Annotated in this window: 14 protein-coding genes; 6 read left to right on the top strand and 8 right to left on the bottom strand. The window is 62.3% G+C overall.

What is annotated here, in order from left to right; all coding sequences use genetic code 11:
- The first annotated feature begins 385 nt into the window (after positions 1 to 385).
- Positions 386 to 1,162 (top strand): hypothetical protein, encoded by a 777-nt coding sequence (locus BLR85_RS29885; protein WP_244520741.1) that lies wholly within the window; start codon positions 386 to 388, stop codon positions 1,160 to 1,162.
- Positions 1,163 to 1,165: 3 nt separating this feature from the next.
- Here the strand turns inward: BLR85_RS29885 and BLR85_RS14580 are convergent, their stop codons facing one another.
- The 6 genes from BLR85_RS14580 to BLR85_RS14605 all read right to left on the bottom strand — a co-directional run bounded on the left by BLR85_RS14580 (position 1,166) and on the right by BLR85_RS14605 (position 5,604).
- On the bottom strand, positions 1,166 to 1,813 hold the full coding sequence (locus tag BLR85_RS14580; protein WP_093157382.1) for a response regulator: 648 nt from the start codon (positions 1,811 to 1,813) through the stop codon (positions 1,166 to 1,168).
- Positions 1,810 to 3,201, bottom strand: a complete 1,392-nt coding sequence (locus BLR85_RS14585; RefSeq protein ID WP_093157385.1) for a sensor histidine kinase — start codon at positions 3,199 to 3,201, stop codon at positions 1,810 to 1,812. Before BLR85_RS14585 ends, BLR85_RS14580 begins: the two co-directional genes overlap by 4 nt.
- Before the next feature lie 70 nt (positions 3,202 to 3,271).
- A complete protein-coding gene (locus tag BLR85_RS14590; RefSeq protein ID WP_093157388.1) occupies positions 3,272 to 3,469 on the bottom strand; it encodes a YgaP family membrane protein in 198 nt (65 codons plus the stop codon).
- 66 nt (positions 3,470 to 3,535) lie between these two features.
- Positions 3,536 to 4,138 carry a Crp/Fnr family transcriptional regulator gene (locus BLR85_RS14595; RefSeq protein ID WP_093157391.1) on the bottom strand — a complete coding sequence of 201 codons (603 nt, stop codon included), beginning with the start codon at positions 4,136 to 4,138 and terminating at the stop codon, positions 3,536 to 3,538.
- Positions 4,139 to 4,237: 99 nt separating this feature from the next.
- Positions 4,238 to 5,131, bottom strand: coding sequence for a c-type cytochrome (locus BLR85_RS14600; protein ID WP_093157394.1), 894 nt, complete (start codon positions 5,129 to 5,131; stop codon positions 4,238 to 4,240).
- An 8-nt stretch (positions 5,132 to 5,139) separates the two neighbouring features.
- Positions 5,140 to 5,604 (bottom strand): c-type cytochrome, encoded by a 465-nt coding sequence (locus tag BLR85_RS14605; RefSeq protein ID WP_093157397.1) that lies wholly within the window; start codon positions 5,602 to 5,604, stop codon positions 5,140 to 5,142.
- Positions 5,605 to 5,701: 97 nt separating this feature from the next.
- On the opposite strand from BLR85_RS14605, the gene BLR85_RS14610 reads away from it, so the two are divergent.
- Positions 5,702 to 6,562 (top strand): LysR family transcriptional regulator, encoded by an 861-nt coding sequence (locus BLR85_RS14610; RefSeq protein WP_093157400.1) that lies wholly within the window; start codon positions 5,702 to 5,704, stop codon positions 6,560 to 6,562.
- Between the two features lie 122 nt (positions 6,563 to 6,684).
- On the opposite strand, the gene ilvD is transcribed toward BLR85_RS14610, so the two are convergent.
- Positions 6,685 to 8,379, bottom strand: coding sequence for a dihydroxy-acid dehydratase (ilvD, locus tag BLR85_RS14615; RefSeq protein WP_093157408.1), 1,695 nt, complete (start codon positions 8,377 to 8,379; stop codon positions 6,685 to 6,687).
- A gap of 288 nt (positions 8,380 to 8,667) precedes the next feature.
- Between ilvD and BLR85_RS14620 the strand changes: the two genes are divergently transcribed.
- Positions 8,668 to 9,600 (top strand): LysR family transcriptional regulator, encoded by a 933-nt coding sequence (locus BLR85_RS14620; RefSeq protein ID WP_212635092.1) that lies wholly within the window; start codon positions 8,668 to 8,670, stop codon positions 9,598 to 9,600.
- A 77-nt stretch (positions 9,601 to 9,677) separates the two neighbouring features.
- Here BLR85_RS14620 and BLR85_RS14625 read toward each other — a convergent pair whose 3' ends face one another.
- The gene (locus BLR85_RS14625; protein WP_093157415.1) at positions 9,678 to 12,392 is read right to left on the bottom strand and encodes a cation-transporting P-type ATPase; all 2,715 of its coding nucleotides are present in this window, start codon (positions 12,390 to 12,392) and stop codon (positions 9,678 to 9,680) included.
- Positions 12,393 to 12,772: 380 nt separating this feature from the next.
- Between BLR85_RS14625 and BLR85_RS14630 the strand changes: the two genes are divergently transcribed.
- From BLR85_RS14630 to BLR85_RS14640, 3 genes are all read left to right on the top strand, one after another.
- A complete protein-coding gene (locus BLR85_RS14630; protein ID WP_093157418.1) occupies positions 12,773 to 15,349 on the top strand; it encodes a Hint domain-containing protein in 2,577 nt (858 codons plus the stop codon).
- 382 nt (positions 15,350 to 15,731) lie between these two features.
- On the top strand, positions 15,732 to 18,161 hold the full coding sequence (locus BLR85_RS14635; protein WP_093157421.1) for a Lon protease family protein: 2,430 nt from the start codon (positions 15,732 to 15,734) through the stop codon (positions 18,159 to 18,161).
- A complete protein-coding gene (locus BLR85_RS14640; RefSeq protein WP_093157423.1) occupies positions 18,158 to 18,943 on the top strand; it encodes a hypothetical protein in 786 nt (261 codons plus the stop codon). Before BLR85_RS14635 ends, BLR85_RS14640 begins: the two co-directional genes overlap by 4 nt.
- The last annotated feature ends 23 nt before the right edge of the window (positions 18,944 to 18,966 follow it).

Genomic DNA, 18,966 nt, shown 5'->3' on the forward strand with positions numbered 1-18,966 from the left:
CACCAAACCGGTCCGGACCTTTTCGGGACCGCCTTGAGAAAACGGACAGGACGAACGGTTCACAACGATGAGACTAGCCTTGGTCCCCATCAAGTGCTGGCCCAGGCGTTACAAACATACCCTGCCACATCAGGCGCTCATCATGCGCCCAGCGGTTCCGCCAACTCTACTCGGAATTGAGCGCTGAACCCGCAAACAACGTCCGGCGCACTCGAATATCGCGACAGTTTGGCCATGCCGGGAACTGGCCGGACCAAAGCGGCGATATCACCCGACCTAGGTCTGAAGAATATCCGCGGCTCCCGGGGTTTCATGGCGTCATGGGGCAATTGCCCCGCCAGACCACTGCCCTGCACAACGACCGGGCCATTTTGGGAGCCATCACATGTTGAAAGAAATCCGTAACCTTCTGTCTTCCACCGCCAGCCTTTCCATTGCTGCCGCTCTTCTCGCCGCTGCACCGCTCGAAATCCGTCTCGACCGCGAGACCGCGGTTGTCTCGTTCGAAAGCTCCATGGCCTGGGCCAAGGGGGGTGATGATGACCGAGATGACGACCGGGACGATGACCGCGATGATGACAAGGACGATGATCGCGACGATGACCGCTCCGGCAGTGGAGGTGGCGGCAGTCAGGACGATGACAAGGACGATGATGACGACAACAGCGGCCGTGGGAGCAACAATGATGACCGAAGCGGGCGCGATGACGACAATGACGACAACAGCGATCGCGGGCGCAGCAGTAGCCGCGACGGGAGCGACGACGACAATGGGATCGAAGTGACCTTCAGCGACGGAAGCAAGGTCGAAATCGAGAATGGCCGGTACGAACGCAAGGACGCCAGCGGTCGCACCGTCGAGGAACGCCCGGCACGACAGAGCGACTACGCGAAGCTCCAACAGGCCGGAACCGCGTCGGGCGGCACCCGAAAGACGGATGACGGAACCGGCCGCGTCGCCGGCAATGGCAAGTTCCGTGGTGGCGGAACCGTCGCCAAGGCCGAAAACGAAAGCGGGAACATCGAGATCACCTACACGGATGGCTGGAAGGAAGAGATCGAAAACGGGCGTTACGAGCTCAAGGACCCGCAGAACCGGACCGTTGTCGAGCGCCGTGCACGGCAATCCGACTACGCACGGCTTTCCAAGGCGTTCCCGTAAGCCTCAGCCCTCCGGCCAGCGGCCGTGCGCCATCAGCGCGGCCTCTGTCCGGTTGCGGACCTGTAGTTTCTGAAGAATGATGGTCATGTAATGCTTGACCGTCTTTTCCTGGAGGTCGAGTGCACGCCCGACCTCCTTGTTGCTTTTGCCCGTGGCGACGAGCCTGAGGATTTCCTCTTCCCTTGCCGTCAGGCTGTTCAGCAGGTCTTCTTTCGGCTCCTCTGAACTGGGGTTTCGCATCGCCTGTAGAACCTTCATGGCAAGGCCCGGAGAGACATAGCTGCGCCCTGCCGCGAGATCCTCTATCGCGGCAATCAGATCCCGGCCGCCGATCCCTTTCAGGATGTACCCGTCCGCGCCGGATTTCAGGGCCGTGAAGACATCGTCATCCTCTTCGGAAACCGTCAGCATGGCCACGACGGGCGGAGTATCGAGACATTTGATTTGCCCAAGCGCCCACAGACCGCCATCCGGCATGGAGAGGTCGAGCAGCACGAGGTCGGGTGAGAGTTCCCGGGTCATCTCCAACGCGCGCCGTCCCGTCTCGGCCTGTCCGACGACATCGGTGGCCGCGTGGCTGCCAAGCAGGGCCGCAACACCTTCACGGAACAGCGGGTGATCGTCTGCGATCAATACGCGCAGAGGGGTCATGTCCATTCTCCCAGATCGAATTCCAACCGGAGTTCACAGCCCGCCTCGACGCCTTTTCCGGCATGAAAAGTTCCACCGAGGCTCTCCACCCGGTCGCGCAATCCCGAAAGGCCGAGTCCGAATGGGGTGCGGGCCGGATCGAAGCCCGAGCCGGCATCACGCACGGTGAGGGTCAGCCTGTTCGAATGACAGCTCAAGGCAACGACCATCCCCACCGCTCCGGCGTGGCGGTTGGCATTGTTCAGACCCTCCTGAACGAAACGAAACAGGCAGATCCGGGCGGCCAGCGGCACTTCCACCGCGATGTCGCAGGCGGTCTGCGTTGTAACATCATTGCCCGTTCGGGACCGGTGTTCCTCGACCGCCTTCGCGACGATCTCGGCGGGTGTCCTTTCCGCGACATCCGGCAACGAGAGCCCTCTCGAGATTGTCCGGATCTCGGCCAGCGCGGCCGAGATGGCACTTTCCACGCGGTCGATCTCGGCTTGCCGGTCCGGAGAACCCTGTTCGTCGCGCAGGCTGTCGAGCCGTAGCGCCGCGAAGGCAAGCTGCTGTGCCGGCCCGTCATGCAGGTCGGCGCCAATCTGGCGCAACGACCTGTCGGAGCGTTCCGCCGACCGGCCGGCGGCATCGCGTACGCGCCGGCGCAGCTGCTGGTTGCGCTGCGCCAGGCTCTCAAGCTCCCGAAACTGGCTCTGGAGCCGCTCTTGCTGGCGCGCGATGACGCGACTGCCGCGCAAGACGATGAGATAAAGGACAGCGCCCAGCCCGCCGAAGGAACCGATCACGGTCATCCAGGAAACCCGCCGAGCCCGTACAAGGTCCAGCGCAAGCTGTTCATGCACTTCGTAAAACTCGGCAACGGCAATGATTTCTCCGGTGTAGTACTCACGAATCGGGCTGTAGATCTCCAGCAGCGGCAAACCAAGCGCCTGTTCCCCGACATCTTCCGCGTCCCCGAGGGCATCGAACTCGGCCGCCACCTGCCCCTCCCAGGCGGAGTGCAGGTCGTCGGTCACCGGAAAGACCTCACCGACAATGGACGGATCGGATGCTTCGACAACCACCCCGTCCTGCTTCCATATCTTGTAGGAGATCACCCTTTTCCCGATTGGCGTGTTCTCGAAAATCTCCTCGAGGGCGCGCCGGGCGCCGGGAGACAGCCTGTCCTGGTCGGAAAACTGCTGACCGATCGGCGCCAGCACGCTCTCCATGAAGAGCGCGGTGGAATTGGCGCTGTTACGGACGACATTTTCCTCGATCCTGCCGGACACGACCGTCCCGACGAGGATCGCCGACAAGACCAAAACGGCTCCGCTGGCAACCGCGTATTGAGTCGCCAGCGAAGCGCCTTTCCAGAGAGAGGTTTCGGCCGAACGGGGTTTCATAGCTCCCGTTATCCGCCGTTTCGGCGAAGCTGCATACGGTCTTTGGTCCGAAACCCGGAGGGCTTTGCTGTCAGGGGGTCTTCGACAGCGGGCAGGTTCTGAAGCCAAACACCGCATAGAGCGGGCAGAAGCCGATGAGCCCGGTCACCAGCGATACGACACCGAGCCACCCCCAGGGCGTTGCCGGTCCGACAAAAACCAGCGACAGAAGCACCAGGCCCAAAATGATCCGCAATACGCGGTCGATCGTTCCTTCGTTTCGGGACATGTTCGTTCTCCTTTGCATGTTCTACCCCGATCCTTGCAGACAGATTCGGCCCTGTCGGTGACATTGTCACCCGGCCTCCCGTGCAATTCGTTCCAGCCTGCCGAAATCGAGAATCTCGATCTCGCCGCGCCGGCGGGCGATGATTCCGTTGCGCTCGAATTCCGCCAACCGCCGGCTGACGAAGGCGCGCCCGGAGGCCGTTTCGGCCGCGAGGCCTTCATGCGTTGTCAGAACCAGGCCGTCGCTCGCCAGCCGTTTCAGAGCGCGGGCCAGCCGTGCATCGAACCCTGTCAGGGCGACTTCTTCGACAAGTTGCTCATACTCGGAAAACCGTCCTGCCACGGCCCGAAACACATCTGCGCGAAACCCCGCATCTTCTGCCAGAAGGCGTTGAAACGCACCATGCGGAAGCATCTCCCCTTCGATATCCGTTTCCGCGCGCCCCTCGGCCGAATAGCGGCGCCCATCGACGAGGCAGGAAAAGGTCTGCAGGCACAGGCCGCCCGGCGTCACGCGGTAGAGCACCACCTCCCGTCCGTTCTCGGCCGTCAAGGTAACCCGGACACTGCCGGTGTGCAGACGGACGAATCCGGGGCATTCCTGTCCGGGGCGGAACAGAAGAGAGCCGGCAGGAAGCCGAAGCGGCGTACTCTCAGACGGGATGTGCATGGCTCAACGCTCGACATTGTTAAAACGGCCGGACACCAGGCGGGGCAACGCCGGAGCCCCGAGCTTGTGGAACACTGGCCCGGCAGCCCCGTCTTTCGGTTAGCCACCGGATGCGGGCACGATTTTCAGATAGGCCGCGATCGCCGCCCGGTCGGCATCGGTCAGGTGGCTCGTATTCTCGACAACCGCCACCATTTCACCACCCACGGAATCGTATTCCGGCGTGAAACCCGATTTCAGGTATTCCGCTATGTCCGCTTCGGACCAGTCGAGACCGCCCGGCGTGATATCCGGAATGCGCCCCTTCCCGTCCGGGCTGGGCGCCCCGGAAAGCCATGCCGCAGTATCGAGCCCGCCAAGGGCGTTACGCGGGGTATGGCATTCTGCGCAGTGGCCGGGGCCTTCCACAAGGTAGCGACCGCGCTGCTGGACCTCCGTCAATGTGCCATCCACGACCCAGTCATCCGGGGCAAAGAGCAGTTTCCAGCCACCAAGCGTCCTGCGAATATTGAAGGGAAAGCCCACCTCGTGCGGCTCGCTCAGCGTTGCATCTGCCGGCAACGTGCCGAGGAAAACATGGAGCGAGATCGCGTCGCCCACGCTCATCCGCGCATAGGAAGTATAGGGAAACGCGGGGTAATAATGCGACCCGTCCGGTGAAGTTCCCTTCAGAAGCGCGTCGGCGAACGCGACCGGCGTCCAGTCTCCGATACCCGCGACTGGGTCCGGCGAGATATTCGGCGCGACGAAGGTGCCGAAATCGGAGGCAAAGCGCCGCCCGCCGGACAGGACCAGCTTGGCGTCGCCCTCGGCCCCCGGAGCGGAGTGGCAGGACGCGCACCCCCCTGCGTAAAACAGAGTTTCTCCAAGAGCGAGATCAGGTGTGAAACCTTCTGCCTCCGAAGGGTTGATGTGCTCGGGGCCGGTGAAATACCACCCTGCCCCGAGCGCGAGAACTCCCACGACGAGAGTTGCTCGGAACGCCGACGCCATGGGCCGCCTCAGTTTTCAGCGGCGCGATACGCCTTGTGGCAGGCGCCGCAGGCCGCGCCAAGCCCACCCATTGCGGCTTGCAGCGACGCGAGATCGGTTCCCGCCGCCGCTTCCATCGCGGTTGCGGCCTCTGAAAGCGCCGTGGCCTTTGCAACAACGTCGTCGAAATTGGCCCAGAGCTCGGGCAGCGCGCGGGTATTGGGATCGGCCGCATTGTCCGTTCCCTGCGGCCAGAGCGCCGAATGGTCGAGTTGTGTCAGCAATGCCAGATTGCCCGCCGCGCTGGATGCGGCCTCGGCGTCATAGGCCACGGCTTCCTTTGCCATCGCCCCGAGTTGCCCAAGGTTGAACGCATAGAGCTGCATGATGTTCTTGCGGGCGGAAATGGCGGGGTTGGGCTTGTCCTGGGCCAGGGCCGTGCCGGCGACGGTTGCCGCGAGACCGCAACATACAAGGATGGAAGCGAGACGCATGAATACACTCCTGTTGATTTGTCTTTAATGACACCCACAGTTTAGCCTGTAAAAAAATTTTGATGACTCGCCATACATTTTTGTTACCTATTAAAAAATGAACAAGTCACTTTGGGACGACATCCGATATGTCCTCGCCGTTGCCGAGACCGGCTCGCTGAATGCCGCCGCCACCCAACTGGGTGTCACGCACGCGACCGTGCTCAGGCGGGTGTCGATCTTCGAGCAGAAACATGGACAAGCGGTTTTTCAGAAACGGCCGACGGGATATCGCGTTTTGCCAGAGGCCGAACCGATCCTGGCGGAGGCGCGAAATGTCCGCGACGCGGTTCTGGCGCTGGATCGTGCCTTCCTCGGGACCGATCCCTCGCTCTCGGGACCGGTACGTATCGCTTCGACCGACAGCATCTGCACCTGCATCCTGCCGCCGATTGTGGAGGAGATTTCGAGGATCCACCCGGACCTGGAGATTGTCCTCCAAAGTGCCAATTTCCGTCATGACTTTCTTCGCCTGTCAGCGGATATCGCGGTGCGCCCCGCAATTGGCCTCGAAGAGGGAATGTTCGGAGAAAAAGCCGGTTGCTTTGAATTTGCCGCTTACGCGACCGACAACTGCCGGGATGTCTGGCTGCGACTGGAAGGACCGCTTCAGCACATTCCCGTTGCAAAATGGATGCAGGAATCCATTGCCCCGGACCGGAGCAGCATCGGCTCCGACAGCTTTCTTGTGCTTCGGGAATTCATCGCGGCCGGCGCCGGATATGGGATCTTACCCGAATATGTCGGTGATGCAGATCAGCGTTTGACCCGGCTTGCGGCTGCAATCCCCGCATTCAGGACGCCGATCTGGGTGGCGACTCTCAAGGAACTCTCGAACAATGTACGCTTCCGCACGGTCCGGGAAATCCTGCGCGCCGAGATAGCAAAGACTCTCAGGCCGATTTCCGCGACGGTGTAGGACTTGCGAAAGAGCCGGCAACGTTTTTTGCCCAGCGTCAGGCAGGCGGCGCTGTTGGCTCCGTCATCCGATTTTTCGGAAGCCGAGGGGCGTTTTAATTTCTGATTGAAATGAAGCTGCGGTCAGCAGGCCTCCTCCGGTACCCGCAGCACCGCCCCGTCAGCGGCCGAACTCGCCAAATGCGCGTAGATGCCGAGATAACCTCGCGTGAATTTCGGCGCGGGACGGCTCCATTTCTCCAGCCGTTCGGCGATCTCGGTATCGGATGCGTGCAATTCCAGCTTGCCGGCAGGAATGTCGATGGTAATGCGGTCGCCATCCCGCACCGCCGCCAGCGGTCCGCCGTCGGCGGCTTCCGGCGAGATATGTCCAACAAAACAACCGTTGTTGGTGCCGGAGAAGCGTCCGTCGGTGATCAACGCTGTCTTTTTCGCCAGGCCCATGCCGTAAAGGTACTTCATGGCCTTGAACATCTCGCGCATCCCCGGGCCGCCCTTGGGCCCTTCGTAGCGGATGACCACGACATGGCCTTCCTCGATGCGTCCGGCGAGGATCGCCTCTTCAGCGGCTTCCTCGGAGTCGAATACGCGCGCCACGCCGCTGAAGACATGCATTGCCGGATCGATTGCGGCCGGCTTGGTGACTGCAGTCGCCGGCGCCAGATTGCCGCGCAGGATGGCGAGCCCCTTCTGCTCTCCGAACGGGCGGTCCATGCTGCCAATCACCTCCGGGTTCGGCGGGAATTTGTAGCGGTATCCTTCGAGGTTTTCTGTGACCGTTCCGCCGCTCACCGTCAGGCAATCACCGTGCAACAACGTGGCGACGGCCTGCATGACCCGCGGGATGCCGCCGGCCTTGTGGAAATCTTCCATGTCGTATTTCGAGGCGGGATTGACCTTGGCGACCTGCGGCGTTGACGCGCTCAGGCGGTCATAGGCGTCCATCATCTGCGCCCCGCTGATCCCAAGTTCGGCGGCGACGGCGGTCAGGTGAAGCACCGCGTTGGTCGAACCACCGGTCGCCATCAACACGCGGATCGCGTTTTCCAACGCCTCGAAGGTAATGATGTTGTCGGCAGTCACGTTCCGAGCCACCAGATCGACGATCACCTGCCCGGTGGCTTCGCCGAGGCGCAGCCGGTCGTTGTAGACGCCGGGCACAAGCGCGGCGCCGGGAAGGGACATGCCCATCGCTTCTGCCATGCAGCACATGGTGTTGGCGGTGCCGTAGAAGGCGCAGGAGCCACAGGTCGGGCCACAGGATTCTTCCAGGTTGCCGTAGGTGGCTTCGTCGATCCGACCGCTTTTCAGCATCCCGAGCCCTTCGGACATCGTTGTCAGGTCGGACTTGCGCCCGTCGGACTCGACCCCTCCGAGCATCGGCCCTCCGGGCAGGAAGATGGCCGGGATACGCAGGCGCGCGGCCGCCATGAGCATGGCCGGGACGATCTTGTCGCACGAGCCGAGCAGAACGATGCCGTCGAGACGGTGTGCCTCGACCATGACCTCGATATCGCTGGCGATCAGGTCGCGCGAAGGGAGGATGAAATGCATGCCGGCATGTCCCTGGGCGGTGCCGTCGCAGGCCGCGATGACGCCGAATTCGGCAACCGTTCCGCCCGCCATGTGGATGCCCTTGCGCACATGGTCGGCGAGTTGACGCAGGTTGGTATGTCCGGGAACGAGCTCGTTCCATGCGTTGGCGATGCCGATGATCGGGCGATCGAGATCCGTCTCGGAGTAGCCGGCCGATTTGTAAATGCTGCGGTTGAAGCACCAATCGGGCTTTTTCAGGATATCGCTGCTGCGGTTGGTCATTTCTGTGTTCCCAAGGCGGACATCGGCCCGCGTGCCCTGGCCAGCGTGCTCGTCGCGAACGCGGCCATGTCTTCCCGGCAGTCCACCATCTTGTGACGGCTCGGTTCCATGACGGTCTCCCGCGTGGGCACGCTAACGGTCGGGGACCGTAGGCGAGCAATCAATACAAAACAAATGAATTAATTTCTCGGAATGATATAGAAAATGGTATGCTTTTGCTTGGAACGTGACCTTATGAATGATCCAATCCGGACGCCTCGGCATCATCCCCGCCTGAAGACGCGACAGATGACCTTGCTGATGGCGCTCGACGAGACGCGCAACATTCACCGTTCCGCGGAAGAAACCGGTATGAGCCAGCCCGCGGCCTCGAAGATGCTCAAGGATATCGAAGGCGTATTCGGCGTGCCGCTGTTCGACCGGCTGCCACGCGGCATCCGACCAACAGAGTACGGCGAGGCGGTCATTCGCCACGTCCGCATGGCACTGGCGTGCCTTGCGCAGGCGCAGGAGTCGGTCGCGACGCTACAGGCGGGACTGTCCGGAAAGGTCAGTGTCGGCGCGATCATCACGCCCTGCCCTTCGCTGGTGCCGCAGGCGATCATCCGCACCAAGCGCGAGGCGCCAAATCTGAATATCAGCTTCGAGGTCAGCACCAGCAACGAGTTGGTGGCGGACCTCAAGCGCGGCCAGGTCGACTTTGTGCTCGGGCGGATCCCGGAACAGGAGGACCAGCCGTCTCTGCTCTACGAGGAAATCTCGCGCGAGGTGCGCTGCGTCGTGGCGCGCGTCGGACATCCGCTGATGACGCGCAGCGACCTGAATCTTTCAGACCTCGCCCGTTTCGGCTGGATCCTTTCGGCGCGCGGGACCATCCTGCACAACCGCATCGACATGATGTTCCGCACCGCCGGCCTGGATCTCCCATCGAACACGGTCGAAACCACGTCGGTGCTGGTCGTCATGAACATGCTGATGCACACCGATTTTCTGCACGCCGTGCCGGTCGACGTGGCGAGTTTCTACATGCGCACGGGCGAGATCGCCATGTTGCCGATCAATATTCCCTGCGCGGTGGAGAACTACGGGATCATCAGCCGCCGCGACGCAATCGCGTCCCCCGGCGCGTTGCTGTTGTTGCGGCATGTGCGCGAGGTGGCGGCGGAAATCTTCGAACTGGAGCCCTCGGCGCCGACCACGGAGCCGTTTCCCCGTTTTTAGCCCCGTCACCTTTCGTCTCGATGGGCAACACGCGGCTGTCCGTGGCGAGGAGAGCAGACGGCCGCCCCCTTTTTGTTTCAGTTGGTGTCGGGCTGCCCTTTGCGGGCGAACACCAGCCGCATCTGCTTTTCGGTTTCCAGCAGGGCGAATACCAGCGCTCCTACGGATACGATCAACATGCCGTCGGTCAACGGCACCGGGTCGGTCCCGAAGATGGATTGCAGGGCCGGCAGGTAGGTGATGGCGAATTGCGCAGCGATCACCGTCAGGAGGCAAACCCATACCACGGGTGTCCCTCGCGCCGCCGACCACGTCAGCGAGGTGCCATGGATGTTTCGAATGAAGAACAGGTAAAAGATCTCCAGCACCACAAGCATGTTCATCGCCATGGTCTGCGCCAGTTCGAGCGAATAGCCCGCTTCGGTGGCGTAGAAGAAGATACCGAAGACCGCGCAGAGGAACAACGTCGAGGCAAAAACGATCTGCCAGGCCAGGGCGCCCGTCAGGATCGGTTGATCGCGCTTGCGGGGCGGACGACACATGGTGCCCGTCTCGGTGGGCTCGAAGGCGAGCGACAGCCCGAGCGTCACCGCCGTGATCAGGTTCACCCAGAGGATCTGCACCGCTGTGATCGGCAGCGAAAGCCCCGCGAAAAGCGCGACCACGATCGTCAGCCCCTCGCCGGCATTGGTTGGCAGCGTCCAACTGATGACCTTGGTGATGTTGTCGTAGACAGTGCGGCCCTCGCGCACTGCCGCAACGATCGAGGCGAAATTATCGTCGGCCAACACGAATTCCGCCGCGTCCTTGGCCGCTTCGCTCCCCTTCTGCCCCATGGCGATCCCGGCATCGGCACGTTTCAGCGCCGGGGCATCGTTCACACCGTCGCCCGTCATCGCAACGATCAAGCCTTGCGACTGCAGGGCTTTCACGAGGCGCAGTTTGTGCGCGGGCGAGGTGCGGGCGAAAATGTCGATCTCTATGGCGGCCTCGGTGAGCGCGGCATCGTCCATCGCTTCGATGTCGGTGCCGTTCAGCACCTGCCGGGGATTCATCAGCCCGATCCGTTCGGCGACGGCCCGGGCGGTGGCGGCGTGGTCGCCGGTGATCATCTTCACGCGAATGCCCGCCCTGTCACACTCGGCCACCGCGTCGATGACCTCAACGCGCGGTGGATCGATCAGGCCGATCAACCCGATCAGTGTGAGCTTGCCATCCAGATCGGCCGTATTGAGCACGACATGCTCCTGCGGCACGGCGCGGGTTGCCACCGCGATCACCCGTTGTCCGTCAGCGGCCAGTTCCTCGACCATTCCATGCCAATGTGCCGGGTCCAGTTCCTCGTTGCCGCCTTCGGGCGCGCGCTGGTCGGCGCACATCGCCAGCACTTCCTCGGGTGCGCCCTTTACGTGGATCCGCGCATGGCCCTCGTGGTCGTGATGCAGGGTCGCCATGTAGCGATGGGCCGCGTCGAAGGCGATGGCGTCCGTTCGGCTCCAGAAGCGGAAGGGTTCAGCGCCTTCCTTCGTGATCTTCCCTGCCAGCGCCATCAGCGCGCCCTCCATCGGGTCGCCCTCGACGCGCCAGCCATCCGGTGAGCCGTTCAGCATCGCGTCGTTGCAGAGCCCGGCGGTACGGGCGAATTCCATCAACACCACGTGCTCGTCAGGATGGGCATCGGCCTCGCGCCACTTCACCGCGCCCTCCGGGGCGTAGCCCTGACCATCGACGGAATAGAGATGTTCGGCAGCAACAAGGGTGGTCGCCATCATCTCGTTGCGGGTAAGCGTACCGGTCTTGTCCGAGCAGATGACCGAAACCGCGCCCAGTGTCTCGATCGCGGGCAGCCGCCGCACGATGGTGTTGCGCCGCGCCATCGCCTGAACGCCAACGGCCAGGGTGATGCTGAGTACTGCCGGCAGACCTTCGGGAATCGCCGCCACGGACAGGCCGACCACCGCCATGAACAGGTCCGCGAAGGCGAGATTCCCGACAAAATGGCCGTAGATCAACAAACTCCCTGCAACGAGCAGGATGAAAACCGTCAGCCATTTCGCGAAGATGTCCATCTGGCGGACCAGCGGCGTGGTCAGGGTCTCCACTTCCGACAGCATCCCGCTGATCTGTCCGATCTCGGTGTCGATGCCGGTCGCGACGACGACACCCCGCCCCGATCCCGCAGCAGCTAGCGTCCCCGAAAACATCATCGAACTCCGGTCTCCAAGGACCGCCTCGGCCTCGACAGGCGCGGTGCCCTTGTCCACGGGGACGGATTCCCCGGTGAGGATCGCTTCCTCGACCCGCAGACTGCGTGCTTCGGTCAGCCGCAGATCGGCGGGCACACGGTCGCCTGCCCGCACCAGCACGATATCGCCCGGCACCAGCTCGGCCGCGTCCACGGTCATCCGCCGCCCATCGCGCAGAACGGCGGAGCGCAGCGCGAGCATCCCGCGGATAGCGTCCATCGCGTTTTCGGCGCGGCCTTCCTGTACGTAACCGATGACGGCGTTGACCAGGACGACGGCCAGGATAACACCGGTATCCACCCAGTGCTGCAGGACTGCGGTAACACCAGCCGCGCCGATCAGGACATAGATCAGGACGCTGTGAAACTGCGCGACAAAGCGCAGGATGGCTGGCCGACGGGGCGGCTCCGGCAACCTGTTCGGGCCATCTCTCGCCAGGCGGCGCGCCGCCTCGGCGGATTCAAGGCCGCTTGCGGTTGTCCGGAGAATCGCAAGCACATCGTCTGTTGCGCTGGTATGGAATAGCGGTTTCGTCGTTTCCGGCATCGATTGTCACCTGGCTGACGCAGGACCGCTTGGCGATTCTTAAGACATACCCTCCCGCAGGCCCACGCTTGCGTCTCCCAACGCCCATTCTACGGCAGTTGCAAGAAATCTGCCTTGATGCGGAGCAGTTCCACGCCCGTTCTGACGCAAAACTCTGCGAGGTCACGCCCTTCACGCCCTGTTCGATCGCAGATTCTCCGGCATCCGTGCCTGTGTGCGTGATTGGAAGACGCGCGGATCGGAGAATTTCGGACGTTCCTTAACGCAATAGTCACCCGAACTGGGGAAGCTCCCACCACCAACGTCCGAGAGAACCGGAAAACGCAACGGGTAGAACGCCCCGTCGGGTGTCGCACGCAAACAGGACAGGGTCATTCGCCATGACGCAATTCGTACTCGGTGGTTATGGAGCAGGACAACTTTCGTCTTCCTCCGAAACGGGCATGATAAATGTGTCCGATATGGTGACGCTCGACTCCTCCTGGGATGCATCGACCGACCTGCTGCAGATCGTGATCGAGGATGACGATCCGACACTTTCGGGAGACAGTAGTTTCAACGAGCTCGGGAACGATTGCTCCCAATATGCCGTGATCACGGATACCTCAGGAAACGTGGTCGCCGAAGGCCAGGCCTATCTCGAAAACTACGCCGTTCTGACCGACGGAAACGGGAACGCTTTCTCGATCTACGCCCTTGAAATAGAAGGCGGTTTCGGCGCGGTTATTTCGGTTCCGGAACTGGTTCCAGGGGTCAGTTACTACACGGCATCGATCAACGACATCACCGATCTCAACGATCCGGATTACGCGGAATTCGCTCTGGCACCGAGCTACGACCCGGACCTGGCCCAAGTCTATACCGGCAGCGCCTATGACGACACGATCACGGCGGGAGACGGTGACGACAGCATATATTCCGGAGCCGGTAGCGACATCATCGAGGGCGGCGCCGGCAACGACTATATCGAGTACGGAACCGGAGGCGACACAGTCGATGGCGGCGATGGCGACGATATCATCGACGACCGGCCTGGCATCCAGGAAGGAGATTACGTCGACGTTCTCTCCGGCGGCGCGGGCAATGACACGATTTACGCCGGCGGCGGCGCGGACTTGATCGATGGCGGCACGGGCAATGACTGCCTCTTCGGTGAAGCCGGGAACGACACGATCGCCGGCGGCTACGGAGACGACTTCATCGGCGGTGGTGACGGCGACGACCTGATCGACGGGGAGGAAGGGGCCGATTTCATTCTGGGCGGTTCCGGTGCGGACATTGTTCAGGGCGGGGACGGCAACGACACGATCTATTTCGAAACCGGGGGCGAGTGCTCCACCGATGGCGACGAGGTCCACGGCGGCGCGGGCGACGATTTCATCGACGATGCGGCCGGCGTTCAGACCTATGATTTCGACGACAGGCTCTTTGGCGACGCCGGCAACGACACGATCTTTGGCGGCGGAGGCGACGACGAAATCCACGGCGGCGAGGATGACGACTATCTCGACGGGGAGTCGGGAGACGATCAGATCTGGGGCGACGCCGGCAGCGACACGATCCTAGGAGGCGCCGGGAACGACAGCCTTTATGGCGGCGACGACCAGGACAGTTTCATCGTCGGGGAAAACTGGGGAAACGACACCGTCGACGGCGGCGCGGGCGGCATCGATTTTGACACGCTCGATTTCTCCAATGCCACCGCAGCGATCTCCGTCACCTTCGACGGGACAGAAAGCGGAAGCGCAACAGATGGCACTAACACGGTATCCTTCAGCGAAATCGAAGCGATAACGGGTGGAACCGGCGACGATATTATCGATGCCTCTGCCGACGCGTCGGGTCTTGCGCTCGAAGGAGGGTCCGGCAACGACTGGATCTCCGGCGGTGGTGGCGACGACACGATCACCGGCGGCACAGGCGACGACACGATTCAGACCGACACCGGACAGGACACGATTGTTCTTGCCGACGGTTTCGGCAATGACACGATCACGGACTGGGATTTCTCCGACAGCAACGAGGACGGTTTTTCCGACGACCGGCTGGATGTGTCGAACATGACCAATCTCGATGGCGCGCCCCTCACAGGTTATGACGTCAGCGTGTCGGAGGATGCGAGTGGCAACGCGGTCCTGACCTTCCCGCATGGCGACACCCTGACCCTGACCGGGGTCGATGTCTCGGCTGTGGACAGTGCCGCGAAACTCTATTCCATGGGCATTCCTTGCTATTGCGCCGGCACGCGTATCATGACCCCCACAGGGGAAAGGGCGATCGAGGATCTGCGGGCCGGCGACATGGTCTCGACCATCGAGGCCGGCCCGCAGCCGGTTCTCTGGATCGGGCGACGAACGGTATCGCTGGCGGAGATGCTGGCCAAACCAAAGCTGGCGCCGATCCGGATAGCCGACCGGGTTCTGGGCAATGAGGGGGATCTTCTCGTGTCTTCACAGCACGGGATGGTCGTCCCCCATCCCGAAAACGCCGGTGAAAAGGTCCTCGCCCGAGCGACCCATCTCGAACGCCACGCGGATGATCGTATCCGCAGGGAGGAACCAAATGGTCCGATCACCTATATCCATCTACTTTTCGAAACGCATGTGACCGTTCTGGCCAACGGAGCGACCGGCGAGAGTTTTTATCCCGGCCTCTTCGCCGTTGCAGGGCTTGACCGGATCCAGCGGAAGGATCTCTTCACGCGGTTTCCCAAGTTGCAGATTCTGATGCATGTCGAAAAAGGTCCGGCAGCCCAGGAAGCCGCAAAGGTTGTCTACGGACCGCAAGTACTGCCCTTCCCGTCCAACAAGATGATCGAGACACATATTGCGACGCTGCTAGGGGCATTCCAAGCCAGCCCGCTAGCCGGCCATATCCAGCGGAGCTCATATCGGGAAGACGCCACTTGGTCCGGGGAAAGTCGGCGAATGCCCGTATCCGGGATGCTCAGCGCCTGACGCACGTCGTTTTTCGCCACAAGTGGAGCCCCCCCCCCCGTTCTCCATGAATGGATTCGGGACCTAACTTTGCCTTGAACCTGGCTCAGTTCTTCATTGGCCAGCCCGCCTGTTCTTCCCCGCCAACTCAGACGGCAAGCGTGGCAAAGCGTCCGGATTTCGGGCCGCGCCTCCCTGGGCCAGAAGGGTTCGCTCATGCCACCTCTCGGATTTCGAGCGATGCTTCATGACAACCATCGGGAATCCCTGGTCCCGCCCCGAACGCGGGGCAGTTCCCGATGTTTGTCGGCATCTTGACGGAAATCAACGTTCACACCGGAGTTTTCGTGCATTCTCTTATCCATCGAGCAGGCAGCATCGTGGCCATACCAGGAGATTGCCCATGATCGAGGTCTCCACATCGACGTTGTGCAAACGGCACGACCCGAACGCCTTTACCGCCACAGTCCCGGAACCGGTTGCCGAAACTGTAAGCCTGGTCGGGCAGGATCGTTCCAGAGAAGCGATTCAGTTGTCCGCAAGTATCAGACATGACCTGTTCAACCTGTTCGTCACAGGACCTGCGGGAAGCGGCCGTCACGCCGAGGTTCTCGGGATCCTGCGGGAACATGCAGCGGACCGGCCGGTGCCGGTTGACTGGGTCTATGTCAACAATTTCGACGATCCGCAGAAACCGCGCGCGCTCGAATTGCCGGCCGGAAAGGCGATCATGCTTCGAGATTGCATGCAAAAGCTCGTGGACGACCTGGCAAATGACATTCCGGCCCTCTTCGAGTCGGACGAGTACCAGTCCCAGCGCAGACTGATCGAGGAGGAAGTCGAACAGTCCCAGGAAACCGCGATGGCGGAATTCGCGGATAGAGCACAGTCGGAAAACATCGCGCTTCTTCGCACGCCGATGGGGTTCATGCTGACCGCAATCCGGGAAGGCAAGCCGCTCAAGACGGAAGATTATGGAAGGCTGCCCGAACAGGAACAGGCGGAAGTCGACGAAAAAATCGCGCGTTTCCAGGAACAGCTTGCCGAGGTCATGCGCGAGGCGCCGAAGCTGGAGCGGCAGGGGCGCAATCGGATCGAACAGCTGAATGCCGACATGGCGGAACGCGCCGTGAGCGCCCGCATCGAAGAGGTGGCGACGGAACTTCGTGGGATCGAGTCGGTCGCATCCTATCTGACCGACGCGCAAGCCGATATCATTGCCAATGCGGAACTGTTCCTGAAATCCGGAAAAGACAGGAATGACGGCCCATTCCCGGAGGCAATTCGCAAGTATCACCAGGATCCGGAATTCGGTCGCTATGCGATCAATGTCATGGTCTCGCATGCCGAGAACGGGGATCTTGGCGCCCCGGTCGAAATGGAAGACCTTCCGACGCTGGACCGTCTGACGGGTCGGATCGAGCATGTCTCGCACATGGGATCGCTGATGACGAATTTCACCATGATCAAGCCCGGGGCACTTCACCGGGCCAATGGCGGATACCTGATCCTCGATGCGCGGCGTGTCCTGGTCGAACCTTTCGCATGGGACGCGCTGAAACGGTGCCTGAAGAACCGCAGGATCACGATCACCTCGCTTGCGGAACGGATCAGCCTTGCCTCGACGATCACGCTGGAGCCAGACCCGATTCCGCTTTCGGTGCGCGTCGTGCTGGTCGGTGACAGGGTGCTGCACGCGTTGCTTGTCATGTTCGATCCGGATTTCGCGGAACTTTTCAAGGTCCAGGCCGATTTCGAGGAGAGCGTCGACCGAAACGGGGAAAGCAGCGCGGGAATGTCCGGTCTGCTGGCCAGTCAGGCAGCGCGGGAGAACCTTCGTCCTCTCAACGCCGCCGGCATGGCGCGCCTGCTCGACGAAGCGGTGCGGATCGCCGAGGATTCCCGCAAGTACTCGCTGAGGGTGGAGGCGTTGACCGACCTGATGTGCGAGGCCGATCACTATGCCAGCCAGCGAAGTGCCGACGTGATCGACGCCGCCGACATTGCCGCGGCGGTGGATGCGCAGGACCGGCGTGCGTCCCGGATCAGGGATCGCATGCACGAGGCGATCACGCGGGGCACGATCCTGATCGATACGTCCGGAGAGAAAGTCGGACAGGTCAACGGCCTGTCGGTCATCGGGCTGGGCGATTATGTCTTCGGTCGCCCGTCGCGCATCACCGCGAGGGTTCGCATGGGCGCCGGCAAGCTGATCGACATCGAGCGCGAGGTCGAATTGGGCGGACCGCTGCATTCCAAGGGGGTGATGATCCTCTCGGGCTATCTTGCCGCGACCTTCGCGCTGGACGTGCCGTTCTCGCTTCATGCGAGCCTCGTGTTCGAGCAGAGCTATGGCGGCGTGGATGGCGACAGCGCCTCCTCGACCGAGCTCTACGCGCTGCTCTCGGCACTTTCCGGCTTACCGATCGACCAGGGGGTTGCCGTTACCGGGTCGGTGAACCAGGCGGGCGAGGTTCAGGCGATCGGTGGTGTGAACCAAAAGATCGAAGGATTTTTCGATATCTGCGCTGCCAAGGGCTTGAGCGGGAAACAGGGCGTGATCATCCCCAAGACCAATATAGACCACCTGATGCTGCGACCGCGGGTCGTCGAGGCGGTGGCCGCCGGCATGTTCCGAATTCTCGCCGTGGAGACGGTCGAGGAAGGTATCGAAGCGCTCACCGGTGTGCCCGCCGGCAAGCGTGGGCCAGACGGGGCCTTCGAGGCGGGCAGTGTCTATGCGCGGGTGGAGGAGCGTCTTCGGGACTTCGCCGAGCAACGGCGGAAATTCGGGCGCAACAAGCAGGTCAACTCCGAGGAGGGCACGCGGTGATATCGTCCATCAGCAAGAAACGGGTGCTGATCGCCGCCGGCAGCTATGTCGACGCCGCCGCGGCAATCCGGCTTGCAGAGCGGATCGCCTCCGGGCTGATCGCCGAATTGGGCGGGGTGCTTATCGATGACGAGGCCATCGCCGAGACGACTGGTCTGCCCGTCCAGCGGGTTGTGACGTCCGGCGGAATGCTGGTGCAGGTGCCGTCCCGCTCCCGTTTGGCGGGCCTGATGCAGAGCGATGCAAGGGCGTTTCGCTCCGGGCTGTCCGGCGTAGCGAGCGCCTGCACCGTCGAATGGGTGTTCGAGCACCGTCGCGGCGATTTGATTTCCGGTATCTGCGAGGCCGCCCGCGGTTGGGACCTGCTTTTGGTCGGGCACAGGACAGGCCGCCGCCGTGTCGGGCGGGTCGTGCTCGTCGATCACGCGTTGTCTCCTTCCTCGGAAGCGGCCAGCCTGGCCCGTGGTATTGCAGACCGCCTTGGGACGGATGTGGCCACGATTGCCGTGAACGGCCAGAGCGGGGGGGCGGATGAACCGGATACCAGCCCGGAGATTGTCCAGTCCGAGCAAGCGCTTCTTGCCCGGATCAACCGCATCAACGCGGCGCTGGTCATCGTCGACCTTGCCGAAGGCCCGCTTCGGGGACGCGAGCAGTTGCGGCACCTCATCGAGGCGTCCAGATGCCCGGTTCTGGTGCTGAACGCTTCCCGGGCAGAGCCGGCCATCGCTCATTCGGCGATGATCCCCGAACCACCGAGACGGCCGGAGATGGACATGTGAACGGCGTTTGAACGGAATCAGGC

The organism is Aliiruegeria lutimaris, from assembly GCF_900099935.1.
Taxonomy (GTDB): Bacteria; Pseudomonadota; Alphaproteobacteria; order Rhodobacterales; family Rhodobacteraceae; genus Tropicimonas; species Tropicimonas lutimaris.